Annotated in this window: 14 protein-coding genes; 5 read left to right on the forward strand and 9 right to left on the reverse strand. The window is 61.0% G+C overall.

Translation table 11 applies throughout. The features are described from left to right. Window positions 1-4 precede the first annotated feature (4 nt). Window positions 5-706, forward strand: coding sequence for a DnaA regulatory inactivator Hda (gene hda, locus R3E49_RS15315; RefSeq protein ID WP_371295841.1), 702 nt, complete (start codon window positions 5-7; stop codon window positions 704-706). Window positions 707-837: 131 nt separating this feature from the next. Further along, a complete protein-coding gene (locus R3E49_RS15320) occupies window positions 838-1866 on the forward strand; it encodes an OmpA family protein (protein ID WP_371295842.1) in 1029 nt (342 codons plus the stop codon). A 37-nt stretch (window positions 1867-1903) separates the two neighbouring features. Here the strand turns inward: R3E49_RS15320 and R3E49_RS15325 are convergent, their stop codons facing one another. From R3E49_RS15325 to R3E49_RS15335, 3 genes are read right to left on the reverse strand one after another with little or no spacing between them, the layout of a single operon-like run. Next, complete coding sequence (locus R3E49_RS15325) at window positions 1904-2680, reverse strand: amidohydrolase (RefSeq protein WP_371295843.1); 777 nt, start codon at window positions 2678-2680, stop codon at window positions 1904-1906. Further along, a complete protein-coding gene (locus tag R3E49_RS15330) occupies window positions 2668-3810 on the reverse strand; it encodes a methionine aminotransferase (protein WP_371295844.1) in 1143 nt (380 codons plus the stop codon). The genes R3E49_RS15325 and R3E49_RS15330 overlap by 13 nt, the downstream gene beginning before the upstream one ends. A gap of 7 nt (window positions 3811-3817) precedes the next feature. After that, the gene (locus tag R3E49_RS15335) at window positions 3818-4294 is read right to left on the reverse strand and encodes an Lrp/AsnC family transcriptional regulator (protein ID WP_371295845.1); all 477 of its coding nucleotides are present in this window, start codon (window positions 4292-4294) and stop codon (window positions 3818-3820) included. A gap of 124 nt (window positions 4295-4418) precedes the next feature. Between R3E49_RS15335 and R3E49_RS15340 the strand changes: the two genes are divergently transcribed. Next, window positions 4419-7922, forward strand: coding sequence for an indolepyruvate ferredoxin oxidoreductase family protein (locus R3E49_RS15340; protein ID WP_371295846.1), 3504 nt, complete (start codon window positions 4419-4421; stop codon window positions 7920-7922). Window positions 7923-7950: 28 nt separating this feature from the next. Further along, entirely contained in the window at window positions 7951-9042 is a 1092-nt protein-coding gene (locus R3E49_RS15345) for a Glu/Leu/Phe/Val dehydrogenase (RefSeq protein WP_371295847.1), read from the forward strand. Between the two features lie 263 nt (window positions 9043-9305). Here R3E49_RS15345 and R3E49_RS15350 read toward each other — a convergent pair whose 3' ends face one another. The 5 genes from R3E49_RS15350 to R3E49_RS15370 all read right to left on the reverse strand — a co-directional run bounded on the left by R3E49_RS15350 (window position 9306) and on the right by R3E49_RS15370 (window position 14265). Further along, window positions 9306-11471: an ATP-binding protein gene (locus tag R3E49_RS15350; protein ID WP_371295848.1), complete on the reverse strand. Its 2166-nt coding sequence runs from the start codon at window positions 11469-11471 to the stop codon at window positions 9306-9308. Window positions 11472-11474: 3 nt separating this feature from the next. Beyond that, window positions 11475-11843, reverse strand: a complete 369-nt coding sequence (locus R3E49_RS15355; RefSeq protein ID WP_371295849.1) for an Hpt domain-containing protein — start codon at window positions 11841-11843, stop codon at window positions 11475-11477. Then, window positions 11840-12586 (reverse strand): response regulator transcription factor, encoded by a 747-nt coding sequence (locus R3E49_RS15360; RefSeq protein ID WP_371295850.1) that lies wholly within the window; start codon window positions 12584-12586, stop codon window positions 11840-11842. Before R3E49_RS15360 ends, R3E49_RS15355 begins: the two co-directional genes overlap by 4 nt. A 187-nt stretch (window positions 12587-12773) precedes the next feature. Then, complete coding sequence (locus R3E49_RS15365) at window positions 12774-13562, reverse strand: queuosine precursor transporter (RefSeq protein ID WP_371295852.1); 789 nt, start codon at window positions 13560-13562, stop codon at window positions 12774-12776. 1 nt (window position 13563) lies between these two features. Next, a complete protein-coding gene (locus R3E49_RS15370) occupies window positions 13564-14265 on the reverse strand; it encodes an SDR family oxidoreductase (RefSeq protein ID WP_371295853.1) in 702 nt (233 codons plus the stop codon). Between the two features lie 188 nt (window positions 14266-14453). Here R3E49_RS15370 and R3E49_RS15375 point away from each other — a divergent pair, with 188 nt between their 5' ends. Next, window positions 14454-14936, forward strand: coding sequence for a 6-pyruvoyl tetrahydropterin synthase family protein (locus tag R3E49_RS15375; RefSeq protein ID WP_371295854.1), 483 nt, complete (start codon window positions 14454-14456; stop codon window positions 14934-14936). Between the two features lie 9 nt (window positions 14937-14945). Here the strand turns inward: R3E49_RS15375 and prlC are convergent, their stop codons facing one another. Beyond that, the gene (gene prlC / locus R3E49_RS15380; protein ID WP_371295855.1) at window positions 14946-16976 is read right to left on the reverse strand and encodes an oligopeptidase A; all 2031 of its coding nucleotides are present in this window, start codon (window positions 16974-16976) and stop codon (window positions 14946-14948) included. Window positions 16977-17119 lie beyond the last annotated feature (143 nt).

Raw genomic sequence — 17119 nt, forward strand, 5'->3', positions numbered from 1 at the left:
GGTCGTGACGGTGGCGCCGGCCAGTCAGCTGGCTCTGAACATGCGGCTGCGTGACGATGCTACCTTTGCCAGCTTTCTCGCCACCGCTGTCCACGAGCCGCTGCTGGCGGCGCTGCGCGACCAGAGCCTGGCCGCGGGGGAGCCGGCCATTTACCTGTTTGGCCCCCACGGCGGTGGCAAATCACATCTGCTGCAGGCAGCGTGCCATCTGATTCCCGCCCACAGCGCCTATTTGCCGCTGGCTGAATTGCAGGCAGCTCCCGCTGCAGAGTTGCTCAGCGGGCTGGAGCGGCAGGGCCTGGTGTGCATTGACGATCTGGACCGGGTTGCGGGCAACACGGTCTGGGAGGAAGCGCTGTTTCATTTTTTTAACCGCGCGCGCGAGCGCGGTTGTCGTCTGTTGTTCGCGGGCCGTAGCAGCCCCCGTCAGCTGGCCGTGACGCTGGATGACCTGCGCTCGCGTTTGGGGTGGGGGCCTGTGTTTCAGCTGCCCGCACCGGATGACGAGCAGCTGCAGGCCATCCTGCAGTTCCGCGCGCGGTGCCGGGGCCTCGACATGCCGCCAGAGGTCGGTCGCTTCCTGGTGAGTCGGGCGCCTCGGGGAATGGCTGCCCTGATGCAGGTGCTGGACACGCTGGATGCCCGCTCCCTGGCCGACCAGCGCGCACTGACGGTGCCCTTCGTGAAGCAGGTGCTGGGCGTCTAGGCGCTGAAATATTCCGCAATAAGACTGTGAATTTTTTAACCCCTCTGCGCTGGAGATTGGCGCCCGACTCTGTATCATTACGTAATGGCCAATGTTTAGGGGGCCTTGTCCGTTCAACAGGAGTACATGTAATGAAACAACAATTTCTCGCCGGCGTTGCCGCAGTGGCAACCGCCGCTTCCATGTTTGCTGCACCGGCCTCCGCGGAGGTTCCGCTGACCTTCAATGTGGGTATCGGACAATTCGTTTTTGACGGCGATCGCGCCTTGAAGGACACCGAGACCCCGGTCGTAGGCCTGGAGTACGCCTTCACTGACAACTGGGCGGCTGAAGTCATGTACGCCGAAGACAGCACGCGCTACAACGACGGTACCAAAACCGACGTCGCAGCCTGGCAGGTCGGCATGATGTACTACACCGGCAGCTACATCGGTGGCGGCAACCGCGTTCGCCCTTACCTGGCGTTCGGTATGGGTGAAATCGACATCGACGCCGACGTCTTTGACACCGTTGAAACCACGGCCAATGCGGGTGGTGGTTTGCGCTGGATGTTGACGCCGCGTTTCGGTGCCCGTCTGGATGCGCGCATGCTGCATAGCCTGGACGAAAGCGAGAACGATTTCCTGCTCACGGCTGGTCTCAACTTCTACTTTGGCAAGGTCGAAGCGGATCCTGAGCCTACCCGTGTTGCAGCGGCTCCGGTTGACTCCGATGGTGACGGCGTCACCGACGATCGCGACCAGTGCCCCGGCACGCCTGCTGGTACCCGCGTAGATGCGACGGGCTGCCCGCTGCCGGTCGCCCAGGTGGCGTCCATCAAGCTGAAGGTCAACTTCGACTTCGACTCCACCAAGGTGAAAGAAGTGTACTTTGGTGACATCAGCGAGCTGGCCGCGTTCCTGAAGCGCTTCAGCGACCTGCAGGTTGACGTTGAAGGTCACACCGACAGCGTGGGTCCGGAAAACTACAACCAACAACTGTCACAGCGTCGCGCGCAGGCAGTGGTTGACCTGCTGGTCAACCAGCACGGCATCAGCGCTGACCGTCTGGAAGCCGTTGGTTACGGTGAGTCTCGCCCTGTTGCAAGCAACGACACCAGCGAAGGCCGCGCCGAGAACCGCCGCGTAATGGCTACGCTGGAAGTTGAATACAAGGAGTAAGCCGGCGCCCTGACGCCGCAAGCGGTGGGGCGACTTTTCAGCGCAGCTGGAAGTCGTCCGCATCCAGGTGGCAGGGAAATCGCGTCCGGTACGCAAGAAGATCGGCACTGTTCAGTACGACGCTGACAGTGCCGTTTTCATTTGTCAGGTCCGCCAGCATGTTGCCGTCTGCCGCTATGGCGAGGCTGTCCCCCGCATAATCCACCGCTTTGGCATCCCTGCCGACCCTGTTCACACCTACCACGCAGGCCGCGTTTTCAATCGCCCGCGCCGGCAGCAGTGCACGCCAGTGCAGGCGTCTCGCTGCAGGCCAGTTGGCGACATACAGCACCAGATCGTAATCCCCCCGGTTCCGGCTGAACACGGGAAAGCGCAGGTCGTAGCACACCTGCAGCAGAATGCGCCAACCACGCCAGGTCACAGTGACCCGCTCCTTGCCGCCGGCATAGCGCTCGTGTTCGCCCGCCATGCGAAACAGGTGGCGTTTATCGTAGTGGGTAATGCCGCCGTCGGGAGTGACAAACAGCATGCGGTTGTAAACGGCATCGCCCTCGGTGCGCACGGCGATGCTGCCGGTGATGGCGCAGTCGTGTTGCCGCGCCAGCCGCTGCATCCAGCGCTCGGTGTCGCCGCCGGTTGGCTCGGCATTGGCCAGCGCATTCATCGAAAAGCCGGTGGTGAACATTTCCGGCAGCACCACGAGATCGCTGCCCGCTGCGCTGCGGTCAAGCAGCGCCTCGAGGTGCCGCCGGTTGTCGGCAGGTGCTTCCCAGGCCAGTTCACATTGCACCAGGGTAACCGTCAGATCTTGCATAGTCGCTCCGCGGCCTGCTGCAGCACGGCGTCCTGCTTGGCGAAGCAGAAGCGCAGCAGGTGCTGCTCAGGCGGTTGCTGGTAAAACACTGAAATGGGTATGGAGGCCACGCCAGGGTCCTTCGTCCACAGCTCACAGAGTTGGGCGTCCGGTGTGTCAGTGATGTCAGTGTAGTCGAGAAGCTGGAAATAACTTCCGGCGCTGGGTTCCAGGCGAAACGGTGAGCCCGTCAGTGCGCGGTTGAACAGGTCGCGCTTGCCCTGGTAGAGCGCAGCAAGGGTAAGCGGATAGTCCGGCTCCGCGCACATGAAGTCGGCCAGGGCCTGCTGCACCGGCGTTACCGCGACAAAGCAGACGAATTGGTGAACCTTGCGCAGCTCTGCCGTCAGCGCCGGCGGGGCAACACAATATCCGGTTTTCCAACCAGTCACGCCGTAGGTTTTGCCAAAGGAGAACACGGCGAAGGTGGCCGCGCGCAACGCGTCAAACTGCAGCGCGCTGTAGTGCACCCGGCCATCATAGACCAGATACTCGTACACTTCGTCGCTCACCACCAGAAGGCCGTAATTCGCGACCAGTGCGTTCAGGGTTTCAAGATCCTCTTTTTCCAGCATTGCCCCGGTAGGATTGTGTGGCGAGTTGACCACCAGCATGCGCGTGCGGCGGCTGATTGCGGCTTCGACCCGCGCCCAGTCCGGTCGAAAGGTACCCGGGGTAAGAGGTATGTGAACCGGTACGCCCCCCGCGAGGAGCACCGCCGGTCGATAGCTGTCGTAACAGGGGTCGAGCAGGATGACTTCGTCACCGATGCTGATGGAGGCGGTGATCGCGCAGTAGATGGCCTCCGTCGCGCCGGGCAGCACTGTGATCTCGCTTTCCGGGTCACACTCGACGTTGCGGTGCCGCATCAGCTGTGCGGCAATCGCCTCGCGCAGCTCGGGCAGGCCTGCCATGGGCGCATATTGGTTGTGTCCCTCCAGAGCATGCCGTGCCAGTGCGCGCCGCAGGGCCTCGGGGGCTGGGAAATCGGGGAAGCCCTGCGAGAGATTGAGGGCGCCCTCCGCCTGGGCAAGGGCGGACATGCGCGTAAAAATGGTGGTGCCCACTGCTGGAAGTTTGGTCTGCAACATGGTCTACCTACAGTTGTGTGTCCAGCGGTAATTCGGTGGTGTTCTTGATCTCGGTCACCGCCATGTGGGAATGCAGTTCGCGGATGCCGGGGCTGGTGGTGAGCGTGTTGCGCACAAAGTCTTCATAGTGACGGATGTCGCGGGTGACAATTTTCAGCATGTAGTCCCAGATGCCCGTCATGGTGTAGCACTCCACGACTTCGGGATGATTGACGATTTCCGTTTCAAAACTGACCAGGTTCTGTCGCCCGGTGGCGGTCAGGTTGATCGTGGCGAACACCACCACATCCATACCCAACTGCGCGCGGTCCAGCAGTGCGACACGCCGCTGGATAATGCCATCCTCCTCGAGGCGATTGATGCGCCGCCAGCAGGGTGACTGGGACAGGTTGATCCTCTCGGCGATGCTGGCGGTACTTGTGGTGGCATCCCGCTGCAGGATTTTCAGTATCTCGACGTCCTGATTGGCGAGCTTAATGGTCATATTTGCCTTATTTTCTAAATAAAATGCATATTTTATTCATAATATGCCCCAAACGGCCGGAAAATCAAATAACAAATCCTCGCCGTCTGGCGCAGAATCTCACATCTGTGCAGGAGCAGCCGTCATGACAAACGATAACCCCAAGGCTCTAACCAAAGTGTCGCTGGACGACAAATACGCGCTGGACACGACCCGCGCGTACATGACCGGCATCGAGGCGCTGGTCCGGTTGCCGATGCTGCAGCAGCAACGCGACCGCCGCGCGGGTCTCAACACGGCGGGTTTCATTTCCGGATACCGCGGCTCACCCGTGGGCGGTGTTGATCAGGCCATGTGGAAAGCGGAGGCGTGGCTGAAACAGCACAATATCCACTTTCAGCCGGGTTTGAACGAGGACCTGGCGGCAACCTCGGTGTGGGGAAGCCAGCAAACCAACCTGTTTGCCGGTGCGCGCTACGACGGTGTGTTCGGCATGTGGTACGGCAAGGGGCCGGGGGTTGACCGCAGCATGGATGTCATCAAACACGCCAACGCCTTCGGCACTTCGCGTTTTGGGGGCGTGCTGGCGGTAGCCGGCGACGACCACGCCTGTAAATCGTCTACCCTGCCCCATCAGTCTGAGCACATGTTCATCGGCGCCTCAGTGCCGGTGTTGAGTCCGGCCAACGTGCAGGAAGTGCTCGATCTGGGTATTTTCGGCTGGGAGTTATCGCGCTATAGCGGTTGCTGGGTTGCGCTCAAGGCCATCACCGAGAATATGGACTCGGCGATCTCTGCCGACATCGATCCCAATCGCATCAACATTGTCCTCCCCGAGGACTTCCAGCTGCCGGCAGACGGGGTACATGCCCGCTGGCCCGACAAGCCACTTGAGCAGGAGCTGCGCCTCAACAAGTTCAAGATCTATGCGGCGCGCGAGTTTGCCCGGGTCAACGGTATCAACCGCATTGTCATCGATTGTCCGAATCCGCGCCTCGGCATTATCACCACGGGCAAGGCCTACCTCGATGTGATGCAGGCGCTGGAGGACATGGGCATTGATGATGCGGTCGCGGCGGAGATCGGCCTGCGGGTCTACAAGGTGGGGATGCCCTGGCCACTTGAGCCGCGTGTAACCCACGACTTTGCTGAGGGGCTGGAAGAAATCCTGGTCGTGGAAGAGAAGCGCTCCATCATCGAAGACCAGCTTACCGGGCAGCTTTATAATTACCCTGTCGCAGCGCGGCCGCGTGTCATCGGTGAGTTTGATGAGGCCGGCAGGGACCTCCTGCCCAATCTGGCAGAGTTGACCCCGGCCATGGTGGCGCTGGCCATCGCCAGCCGGATTCGCCGCTTCTACCAGTCCGACAGCATGGATCGACGTATCCGCTGGATAGAGGAGAAAGAACGCTCCCTGGCGCAGCCGCGCGAGACCATTGAGCGCGTGCCGCATTTTTGCTCGGGGTGCCCACACAACACGTCAACCCGGGTGCCCGAGGGCAGTCACGCCCTGGGGGGTATCGGTTGTCACTACATGGCGACCTGGATGCCTGACCGGCAGACCCACACCTTCACACAAATGGGGGGAGAGGGCGCCACGTGGATCGGGCAGGCACCGTTCACCGATACCCGGCATGTCTTCCAGAATCTTGGGGACGGCACCTATTTTCACTCGGGTATTCTCGCCATTCGTGCGGCTGTCGCGGCGGGCGTGAATATCACCTACAAGATTCTCTATAACGATGCGGTTGCCATGACCGGCGGACAGCCACTGGACGGCACCCTGTCCGTGGGCGATCTGGTGCGCCAGGTCGCCGCCGAGGGCGTGCGGCGTATCGCGCTGGTCAGCGATCATCCGGAAGCCTGGAGTGGACAGTTCCACGGCATTACCGACTATTACAGCCTGCATGACCGCAGCGAACTGGACACGCTGCAGCGGGAACTGCGGGAGTTCGCTGGCACCTCGGTGATCGTCTACGTACAGACCTGTGCGGCGGAAAAGCGCCGCCGCCGCAAAAAGGGGCAGTTGGAAGACCCCGCCAAGCGCCTGTTCATCAACGACGCCGTCTGTGAAGGGTGTGGCGACTGCAGTATCAAGTCCAACTGCCTTTCGGTACTGCCCAAGGAGACGGAACTGGGGCGTAAACGCCAGATAGACCAGAGTTCATGCAACAAGGATTACAGCTGCGCCAATGGCTTCTGTCCGAGCTTTGTTTCCGTGGTTGGAGGCAGGCTGCGCAAGCCAGAAGGCGCCGCGGGCGGGGTTGAAGCCCTGTTTGACCCACTGCCGGAGCCCCGCCTGCCATCACTGGAAAAACCCTGGAATACCGTGGTGACGGGTGTTGGCGGTACGGGTGTCCTGACGATTACGGCACTGGTGGCGATGGCGGCACACATTGAAGGCAAGGGCTGCGCGACCATGAACCAGACCGGGCTGGCACAGAAATTTGGCGCTGTGGTCAGCCATGTACGGGTCAGTGCACGGCAGGAAGATATCAAGGCAGTGCGCATTCCCGCCGGGGAAGCCGACCTGCTGCTGGGCTGTGACCTTGTCGTCACCTCCACATATGAGGCACTCGGCAAGGTCGCGCACGGTCGCACGCACGCCGTGGTCAACGATGCTGAAGTGCCCACATCGGCTTTCATCCTGGATCCGGACGCGCGCTTTCCCACGGCTTCGATGAAGGCCAAGGTCAGTGACGAAGTGGGTGAGGCGTCTGCGTTTTTCATCGATGCGACAAGGATTGCCACACAACTGCTGGGCGACTCCATTGCCGCCAACCTGTTTCTGCTTGGCTATGCCTGGCAGCAGGGCCTGGTGCCGGTTTCGGCCGCTGCGCTGGAAGAGGCGATAGAACTGAATGCCGTCGCCGTCAATTTCAACAAGCAGGCGTTCCTGTGGGGGCGTCGCTGTGCAGATCAGCCGCAACGGGTGCTGGCCCTGGTGGAGGAACTGGCGCCTCGTGCAGTTCCCCGGCTCGAGCAGGTGGACGAGATTGCAGCCGATCGTGCTGCGCGTCTAACGGCGTACCAGGATGCCGCTTACGCAGAGCGTTACCTGCAGCAGGTGAACAGTGTGCGCGCCGCGGACCCGCGGGCGGAGGAGCCTGGCAGCCTGAGCGCAGTTGTTGCCAGGGCACTCTACAAGTTGATGGCCTACAAGGATGAGTACGAGGTTGCCAGGTTGTACAGTGATGGCGAGTTCCTGCGCAAGGTGCAACAACAGTTTGAGGGGGATTTCGAACTGCGCTTCAATCTGGCGCCGCCTCTGTTCAGCAAGCGTGACCCATCTACCGGCCACCTGATCAAGCAGGAGTTCGGCCCGTGGATGCTCAAGGCCTTCGGCTGGCTGGCCAGGCTGCGCCGGCTGCGTGGAACGCGGCTGGATCTCTTTGGTTACACGGCAGAGCGTTGTCAGGAGCGCGCGGACATCGATGACTACATCGCGCTGATCGCGGAACTGCGCGCAGGTCTGAACCCGGACAATTACGCCACGGCCGTCGCTCTGGCGGCGCTGCCATCCCGCTTGCGCGGCTTTGGTCACGTCAAGGATCGCAACCGCGAGAATCTGGCGGAGCAGCGCGCTGCACTGCTGCGGCGGTTTCGTGGGGATACTGTGGATGCAGTCACCATCGTCAACGCCGCCTGAATACAGCCGGTAAAAAAGGGAACTCTTCATGAGCGTATTTTCAGCCCCCGCCTGGGATAGCCACGAACTGGTGGCGTTTGGCAGCGATGCCGGTACCGGACTACGAGCGATTATCGCCGTGCACGATTCCACTCTCGGGCCTGGCGTCGGGGGCTGCCGCATGTTTCCCTATGCCAGTGATGCCGATGCCCTGCACGATGTGCTGCGCCTGTCCCGGGGCATGACCTACAAATCGGCTCTGGCCGGGTTGCCAATGGGAGGCGGCAAATCGGTCATCATTGGCGATCCCCGCCGTGACAAGACACCCGCGCTGATCAGTGCCATGGGCGATTTTGTGCATGCCCAGGGGGGCCGCTACGTCGCTGCTGAAGACTCGGGAACCGGCGTTGAGGACCTGCGCAGAATGGCCGGGCGCACTCCCCATGTCAGTGGCATAGATGATAATGAGCATGGGGGCGATCCATCTCCGAGCACGGCCTACGGCGTATTCCTCGCCATTCGCACGGCAGTACAGCATCGCCTCGGCGTTGCCAGCACCGCGGGTTTGCGCGTGGCGGTGCAGGGCCTTGGCCATGTCGGTTATCACCTGGCCCGCCATTTGCGCACCGACGGTGCCGTGGTTTACGGTGCGGACGTCAATCCAGTAAACATCACACGCGCAAGTGACGAGTTGGGTGTGATACCCGTGGACCCCGCTGAGATCCTCCGCCTCGAAGTAGACGTTCTGGCGCCCTGCGCCATGGGCGCCGTGCTGAACGCGCAGTCAATCGACACCCTGCGTGCAGGTATCGTGGCCGGCGCGGCCAATAATCAGTTGGCCACGGGAGAAGACTCAGCGCGCCTGCAGGGCCATGGCATTCTTTACTGTCCGGACTTCCTGATTAATGCAGGGGGCATCATCGATGTGCACTACCAGCGTGCCGGTTTACCGGCGGACGCGAAGCGCGCGCACATTGAGCGCATTGTCGACACGTTGGCGGAAGTGTTGCATCGCGCAGATGTGACGGGGAGGCCATCCAACGAGGTCGCTGAGGCATTGGCTGTTGAGTACCTGCGCGATGCCGCGCGAGCACCCCTGGCTACTGCATTACCCAGTCAAGTAGCGTCTGCAGCGCGATAGTACTGGCCAGGCAGCTCGCTACGATGAGTGGTAAAAGGGCAGGGGAGGCTACCTGGTGTGCGCGACGCCGTTCTTCGGTTGCGCTGCCGGGGTGGATGCCTGAGCGAAACTGAAGCGGCGCTGGAGCAGTGTCGGGTGTGTGGTGTGCCATGCTGGGTCCCAAGCGTCAAAAGCACTAGGCTATCAGAGGCCCGTTGCGCCTACTGTAACGTTGGGTATCCGGCACCTGACCTGACCTGACCTGACCGGGACGAAACCCGGTCTCAAGCCACCCTGGCAATCCACTGCGTGACGGCCGCAATCAGCTCCTGGCGTGAAAAGGGCTTGCTGAGCATGTCATCCATACCAGCACTGAGGCACTTTTCCCTGTCTCCCTGTACAGAATTGGCAGTGACAGCAAGGATGGCAGGCTGCTGTCGCTGCTGCTCCCGGAGAATAGCGCGGATTTCGCGGGTGGCGTCGAAGCCGTTCATGACGGGCATCTGGCAGTCCATCAATATCAGGTCGAAGTCGTGCTGAGTCACCAGCGCGACCGCCTCTTCACCGTTTTCGGCAAGTGTGAGTTCGCAGTCAAGGTCTCGCAGGTGCGTTTGCACAAGACGCTGGTTCATCAGGTTGTCTTCCGCCAGCAGAATGCGCTTGCCAGGCATGCTGCCGCCAACGTCGTTATCCGTCTGTGCCGGCGCTCTGCTGCGTGTTGCCTCGGGCTCTTGTCTGGTCTTCTGTTCATCGAAGGGCTGCAGTGGCAGGTTCACTTCAAATCGAGAGCCGACCCCAAGTTCGCTGCTGACCGTTACCGTACCACCCATCGCGCTGACCAGATTGTAGACGATCGCCAGGCCCAGTCCCGTACCTCCGGCTCGGGCCGGTCCATCGGCCGTGACCTGGTAGAAAGGTTCATGCAGGTGAGCCAGCACACTCCTCGGCATGCCAATCCCTGTGTCGACGACGGTGATGTGCAGGCGCCAGTGATTCCTGTCCAGGTGCACCCCGGGTCGCGTCACGGACAGGGCCACCTCCACGCCACCCCGCTCGGTGAATTTGATGGCATTGCCAACCAGATTCTGGATCACCTGGCGAATCCTGATGGCATCGTTAAAGAAGCGGCAGGGAGCCTCTGCGGACAGACTGAACCGCAGCCCGATGCGTTTGCGCTCGGCCAATGGCCGCATGACCTTTTCCACCGGGCCGCTGAGGTCATGCAGTTCCAGGGGCATGGGTTGCAGCGCCAGGTTGCCGCTCTCGATGCGTGACACCTCGAGAATGTCACCAATCAACTCTGCGAGGTTGCGCCCCGAGGATTCCAGTGCATCGAGCTGGGAGCGCTGGTTCTCGTCCAGGACCGTCCCTTTCAGCAGCTCGGTCATACCCAGAATCACATGCAGCGGTGTGCGTATTTCATGGCTCATGGTCGCCACAAAGCGAGACTTGGCCTCATTGGCTGAGCTGGCGACCGCTGCCATGGTGAGCGCGGAATTACGTGATTCTTTCAGGGAACTCAGGGTGTCGAGCAATTCCTGCTCCCGACGTCGACGCTGCACCGTATGGGCGATGAGGTCGCTCAGCAGTTCCAGCAGCATGATCTCTACATCGCTGTACTGGCGTGCACTGCGCACCGAATCAAAGCCGATGAAACCGATACAGTTGTTGCCCAGAATCTCGGGGAATGTGGCCAGAGACCGAATGCCCTGGGGCTCGAGTATCATTCGCAGCGGATCATTCGGGGAGCGTCCGCGCACCGAGGAAACGATGAACGGCAGTCTGTTCTTGTGGTTGGTGGTCCACATTTCCAGTTCGTGGGTCGAAACGTCCTGCAGGAAGTCGATCTGGGGATCAATGCCCTGCGCGCACCATTCGTGGGTATTGCTGCAGGTTCCCCGCTCCCAGTCGTAGGTGAATCGGTAGCCTCGGTCGGCGCCGACATACTTTGAGGTATCCCCCAGTGCTTCAATGATGGTCGCGTCTATGTGTTCGATCGGCGCTTCAAGCAGCTTGATGGAGATAGAGATAATCAGCCGTTCAAGTTCAGACTTGTGCAATGTTTGTGTCCGGGCAATCTCCTCTTGTGTCACATCGCGCAGAAGAATCATGAGATCGCCCGGTGGGTGCCCCTCATCGGCAACGAGGCTGAGCACGCACTGGAGTTTACGCATTGCGCCGTCTGGTGCGGTGACCCGGAGCGGTATCTCTACGGTTTCCTGCGAACCATGTTCCAGGTAACGGTTGAGACTGCGGATCGCACGTGCGCGATCTTCCTCATACACCATGGCCCAGAAATCTGCTTCGGACAGGACTGCGGTACTCGCCGGCAGCCCCAGTGCGGCGCACACCGCGCGGTTCAGCGCGATGGCGCCCTCGCCCTTGCGCCAGTGCATCGCGCCGAGCTCGCAGGCGTTCAGAGCCTCGAAAACAGCGCGTGTAACGGCCATGGGTCAGTCGCCTCCTGCTGCCGAAAGGTGTGAAGCGACCTGATCGCGGGTGTTCGCGCCCAGTCCGGCAATCTCTGTCAGCAGCTTGCTTCGCATATCGGCGTCTGCCGCGCTTCTGCAAAGCTCCTCGAGCTTTTCAAGTAGCGACGCCAGCGCGGTAGCACCGACGGTGCGGCAGGATGAGCCGAGCTTGTGCGCATGATGGCGCTGCTCCTCCAGGCCCATTGGCGACACAGCGGAATCGACCAGCTGCAGGAATTCCTCCAGTTGCTGCAGGAAGGTGATATAGAAATCTTCCAACACCTCCCAGTCGTCCAGTTCCAGGGCCCGGGGCAGGTGCCTGCTGTCGAAAACAGTGTGTTTTGTGCTCATGGTGCTGGCTCCCGAGAGGTATTCTTGCTGGCCCGGGCAGGCTGCAAGGCATAGCCCGTGCCGCGCACTGAACGAATGCGGTAGGTGTCGGTGAGCGATTTGAGTTTCTTTCGGCTGCGCCCTACCAGTACATCCATGGCGCGGTTCATGGAATCGAAGTCCCGGCCGTAGACGATGCTGTAGAGCTCACTGCGCTCCACCGGGTTGCCCGGATTGCGCATGAGTACCGAAAGCACCGCCAGCTCTTTCTCAGAGAGCGGCACTTCCTTGCCATAGGCGCCCAGCGTGCGGTGCAAGGGGTCGAGCTGCAGTGCCTCCCACTCAAGAACTCGGCTGGTTTGGTCGGTACTGCGTGCCCGTTGACTGCTTGCGTACTGACGTAACACCGCGCGAGTCCGCGCCATGAGTTCATCGATGTCGTACGGTTTGACAATGTATTGATCGGCACCTGCATCAAGGCAGGAGATGGTGGTACGCACTTCATCGTTGCCAGTCAGCATGATCACGGGAACATCGCAGATCGATTTTATCTGGCTGCAAAGCTGTAGCCCGTTAAGGTCCTGGGGGCCGAGAAAATAGTCCAGCATGATCAAGTCTGGCAGAGGCTCGCGTTGCAGCCGCTTCAGCGCACGGACAGAGGATTCGGCATATTCGCAGTCGTACTTGCGCACACCCAGTTGATAGCGCAATACCTTGCAGAACAGCAGGTCGTCGTCAATGATCAGAATGTTGGCCTCGGCCACGGTGGTTTCCTTGCTCTCTGCAGTAGATAGACTGCAATGATACGCGTTGTTACAGGTCGGGACATGCGCGACTTTGTAACAGTTTGCACGTCTCGCGCGGCTGCGCCTGGGTGAGCCCGGTCATCTGTGTCGCGGTGCGTACAGCCGGAGCGGTTCTCCCGGGTGGCCGCCAGTTCGGGTCAGAAAGTCAGTCGCAGGTAACGCCGTCCGAGCGTCCCCCTGGCACCGCATACTCGTCCGGGCCGAGTTCCAGGTAGCGCCGCAGGTAGTGTACGAGCAGGTAAAACGGGCCGGTGTCCAGCAGCGCGACTGTGGCTTTGAACAGATAGTTGCTGCCGATAAGCACCAGCAGTGCCTGGAAGGCGATATCGCCGCGCAGGAAAGCGGCGCCGAAGGTCACGGTGATGACCATTACGGAATCGACCATCTGGCTCATCAGCGTGCTGAAATTGTTGCGCACCCACAGGTATTTTCCGCGGGTCACCCGTTTCCAGAAATGAAACAGCTGAACGTCGCAGTATTGCGCCGCAATGTACGCCAACATGGACGCAAAAACGGCACCGGACGTAGTGGCGTAGATCAGCTGATAGAGGCCGATGCTGTCGCTGACCACCTCGCCGCTGGGTAGCGTGACTGGCTGGGCCAGCTGCAGCACCTGCCACGGTGGCATCGCTTCCGGTCCAACTGAGGGCATGGTATCGCCCAGGAACAGCACAAGGAGAATGAAGAAGTTCAGGCCAAGGCCGACGCTCACAAGAAAATTGGCACGCGCCCGGCCGTAGAGCTCACAGACCAGGTCGGTGCACAGAAAGGTCAGCGGGTAGGGCAGAACGCCCACTGCCAGTGCCATGGGGCCCAGCTGAATAAAGCGGGTGATGCCGATCACATTCAGCAGCGTCATCGCACAGAGGAACGTCCCCGCCAGGATCAGGAAAACCCGCTCCCGGCGCTCCCATACGGTGACGGCGGCAGTCATGTCAGGCTTCCTTCTGTCCCAGGTTGGCGTGCAGTACCGCACCGTTGATCACCGGGTTGCTGTGTGACCAGACCACCAGCTCCGCAATCTCTCCCGGATCAATGAGTCGCCCGAAGGCGTTCATCCCGCCGATGGCAGCAACAACCTGCGGGTCGTTGCCGATGTGCGTGCGCAGCATCTCCGTGTCGGTGAAGCCGGGGCAGATCAACGCTGTGTGGACGCCCGTGCCCATGAGGTCTTGGCAGCTGGCCCGCATCATGCCCAGCTGCGCGTGCTTGCTCAGCACATAGCTGAAGGAGCCGGCAACCGCCTTCTCGGACAGGGTGGAACCGATATACAGCAGGCTGGAGCCTCGCGGCAAGGCAGGCAGCAACTGCTGGTTGATGCTGTTGACGGCGATCACGTTGGTTTCCAGGACCTCGCGCAGGCTGTCACTGCTGCAGTTCCCGGCCGTATCCTTGCGCATCTGACTGGCATTGTGCAGCAGGCAGACAGAGGCGCTGTCGCGCACGACAGGCAGCAGTGTATCGCAGGCGCTGGCAATAGAGCTGTCGGAAGCGAGGTCGCAGGCAATGTTCTCCACGCCGGGTTCAGGGCAGGCGCGTCGTGACAGGTTATAGACGCGGTAGCCGAGCGCCACAAAGCGTTGTGCCGTGGCGCGACCTATACCGACGCTGGCGCCGGTGATGATTGCAGTGTGCATAGATTCCCCCTGATGGTGCGCCCGCTGCGGTGGTGCCGCGGCGGGCGTTGCTGTCTGGTAATACGCAGGTCTGCCGGATTCAGTTTGCGCGCTATCGAGGCAGCGTTATTGTGCACCAGCGGTCCAGCCTTGCCTATTCTGCGTAGACTCGTGACAATGAATCAACATAACCGGGTTGGAAGTATCTCATGGAGCGCTTGACCACGCTGTACATTGACAAGGAGAGTCACAAGTTTTCTGCGGCGCATTTCACGATATTTTCCGCGACAGAACGCGAGCGTTTGCATGGGCACAATTACTCCGTCTCGGCAAAGATCGTGGCACCCATGGGCGACAACGGTTTTGCCGCCGACTACAACGTGTACAAGCGACGCCTGAAGTCGCTGTGCGATGCGCTTGACGAGTATCTTGTGCTCGCTGGAGACTCACCGCACCAGCGCATCGAAGATGCCGACGCTTATTACCGTGTGCATTTCGCCGGCGAGGAGATGCTTTTTCTCAAGACGGACACCCGGGTGCTGCCACTGCGCAACGCCACCGTGGAGGAGTTCTCCCGTTACCTGCTACAGCAGTTGCTGCTGGCCTCGGAGGGGGATGACCTGCGCGAAGTTGAGCTGTGTGTTGCCTCAGGGCCCGGGCAAAAGGGCTGCGCCAGCTGGCACAAGCCCTGAACCCGTTCCCTACGCCGCGATACCGCTGTGCCGGAGCAGCGGTTCGACCTCGGGCTCCCTGCCGCGGAAGGCCACAAACAGCGCCATCGCGTCCTGTGAGCCGCCGGCTTCAAGGATGTGACGCCGGAAATCGCTGCCGGTGTGCGGGTTGAAGATGCCTTCTTCCTCAAACCGTGCAAAGGCATCCGCGGACAGCACCTCGGCCCATTTGTAGCTGTAGTAGCCCGCCGCATAGCCGCCGGCAAAGATGTGGCTGAAAGCGTGCTGGAAGCGGTTTTCGGGTACCGCTGGAACTACCGCCACGCGGGCGCGCACATCGTCCAGCAAGCCCTGCACCGTGACCCCGGGTTTCCCCCACTGCTGATGAAGCTGGAAGTCAAACAGGGCAAACTCCAGCTGACGCATCATCTGCATCCCGGACTGGAAATTGCGCGCCGCGAGCATTTTGTCCAGCAGGGTCTGGGGCAAGGGCTCTCCGCTGTCCACGTGACCGGAGATGAACGCCAGTGCCTCGGGCTGGTAGCACCAGTTTTCGAGGAACTGGCTGGGCAGTTCCACGGCGTCCCACGCCACGCCGTTGATACCTGACACTGCCGCGACGTGCTGTGCTGTCAGCATGTGGTGTAATCCGTGCCCAAACTCGTGGAACAGTGTCACCAGCTCATTTTCAGTGAGCAGCGAAGGTTGGTCACCTACCGGGGCGGTGAAGTTGCAGACCAGATAGGCTGCCGGCAGCTGCAGGCCTTCGGGCGTCAGGCGTCGCACCCGGCAATCGTCCATCCACGCGCCGCCTCGCTTGTGGCTGCGGGCGTACAGGTCGAGATAGAAGCGCGCCAGCGTTTTCCCGTCCTGGCTGATTTCAAACAGGCGCACGTCCGGGTGATAGCTGTCGAACTCGCTCAGCTCGCTGACCGTGACGCCATAGAGACGTTGAACCACCTCGAACAGGCCACTCAACACGCGGTCGACAGGCAAATAGGGGCGCAGCTCTTCCTGCGCGATACTGAAGGTTCGCTGGCGCAGCTTTTCGCTATAGTAGGCCACGTCCCAGGGCCTGAGTTGCGCAAGACCGTGCTCGTTCTCCGCGAAGGCGCACAGATCCCGCCATTCAGCCTGCGCCTGTGGTCTGGAGCGCTCCGCCAGTTCGGTGAGGAACGCTATGACGCGCTCAGGGCTATCGGCCATCTTGGTCGCTAGCGAGCATTCGGCATAGTGAGCAAAGCCCAGCAGCCGAGCGAGTTCCTGACGCAGGTCGAGTATTTCGGTCATCAGCGTGCTGTTGTCAAACTCGCCGCCATGGGGGCCGATCTCGGAGGCGCGCGTTACATTGGCGAGGTAGACCTCGCGGCGCAGCTCGCGGTCGTCACAGTAGGTCAACACCGGGTATACCGAAGGGAAATCCAGTGTCAGCAGGCAGCCGTCAAGATCACGCTGTCGAGCGGCCTGTGCAGCGCTATCGAGCGCCGAGGCCGGCAGACCCTGCAGTTGCTCCGCAGTGACGTGCTTGCTCCAGGCGTTGGTGGCGTCCAGCACGTTATCGCTGAAACGGCTGCTGAGTTCGGACAGGCGCTGCTGTATTTCCCCGAAGCGTTTTTTGCCAGCTTCAGGGAGTGCGACACCGGCGAGTTCGAAATCGCGCAGGGCATAGCGTACAGACTGTTGCTGCGGCTGGCTGAGATCGGCAAATCCAGGGCTCTCCGCAAGCTCGCGGTAGGCGGCATACAGCGCAGCATTCTGGCCCACCCAGGTATGGTATTCGGAGAGCAGCGGCAGGCAGGCGTTGTAGGCGGATCGCAGTGCCTCGCTATTCAGGACTCCGTTCAAATGCCCCACGGGTGACCAGGCCTGCGCCAGCTCGTCGTCCATGGCCTCGATAGGTGCAACCAGCGAGTCCCAGCTGCGGGGGCCGGGTTGGGCAAGCAGCCCGTCAAGTTCGGCCTTGTGGCGCTCAATGAGCGTGCGTATTGCCGGCTCAACATGCTCCGCGCGGATGGCAGAGAATGGCGGCAGGAGGTTCTTTTCCAACAGAGGGTTCGTCATAGTCCGGGGCTTCCTGAAAATTCAGGAACAGTTTAACGGATAGTGGTGGGGATGCGGAATGAATGCGATGGGCGGCTGATCGCGAAGGTTGCCGTTATTCGTGACTGGTTCGTCCGCGATGCGCCTGCGCCGATTGAATAACC

Source organism: Haliea sp., from assembly GCF_041395985.1.
Classification (GTDB): domain Bacteria; phylum Pseudomonadota; class Gammaproteobacteria; order Pseudomonadales; family Halieaceae; genus Haliea.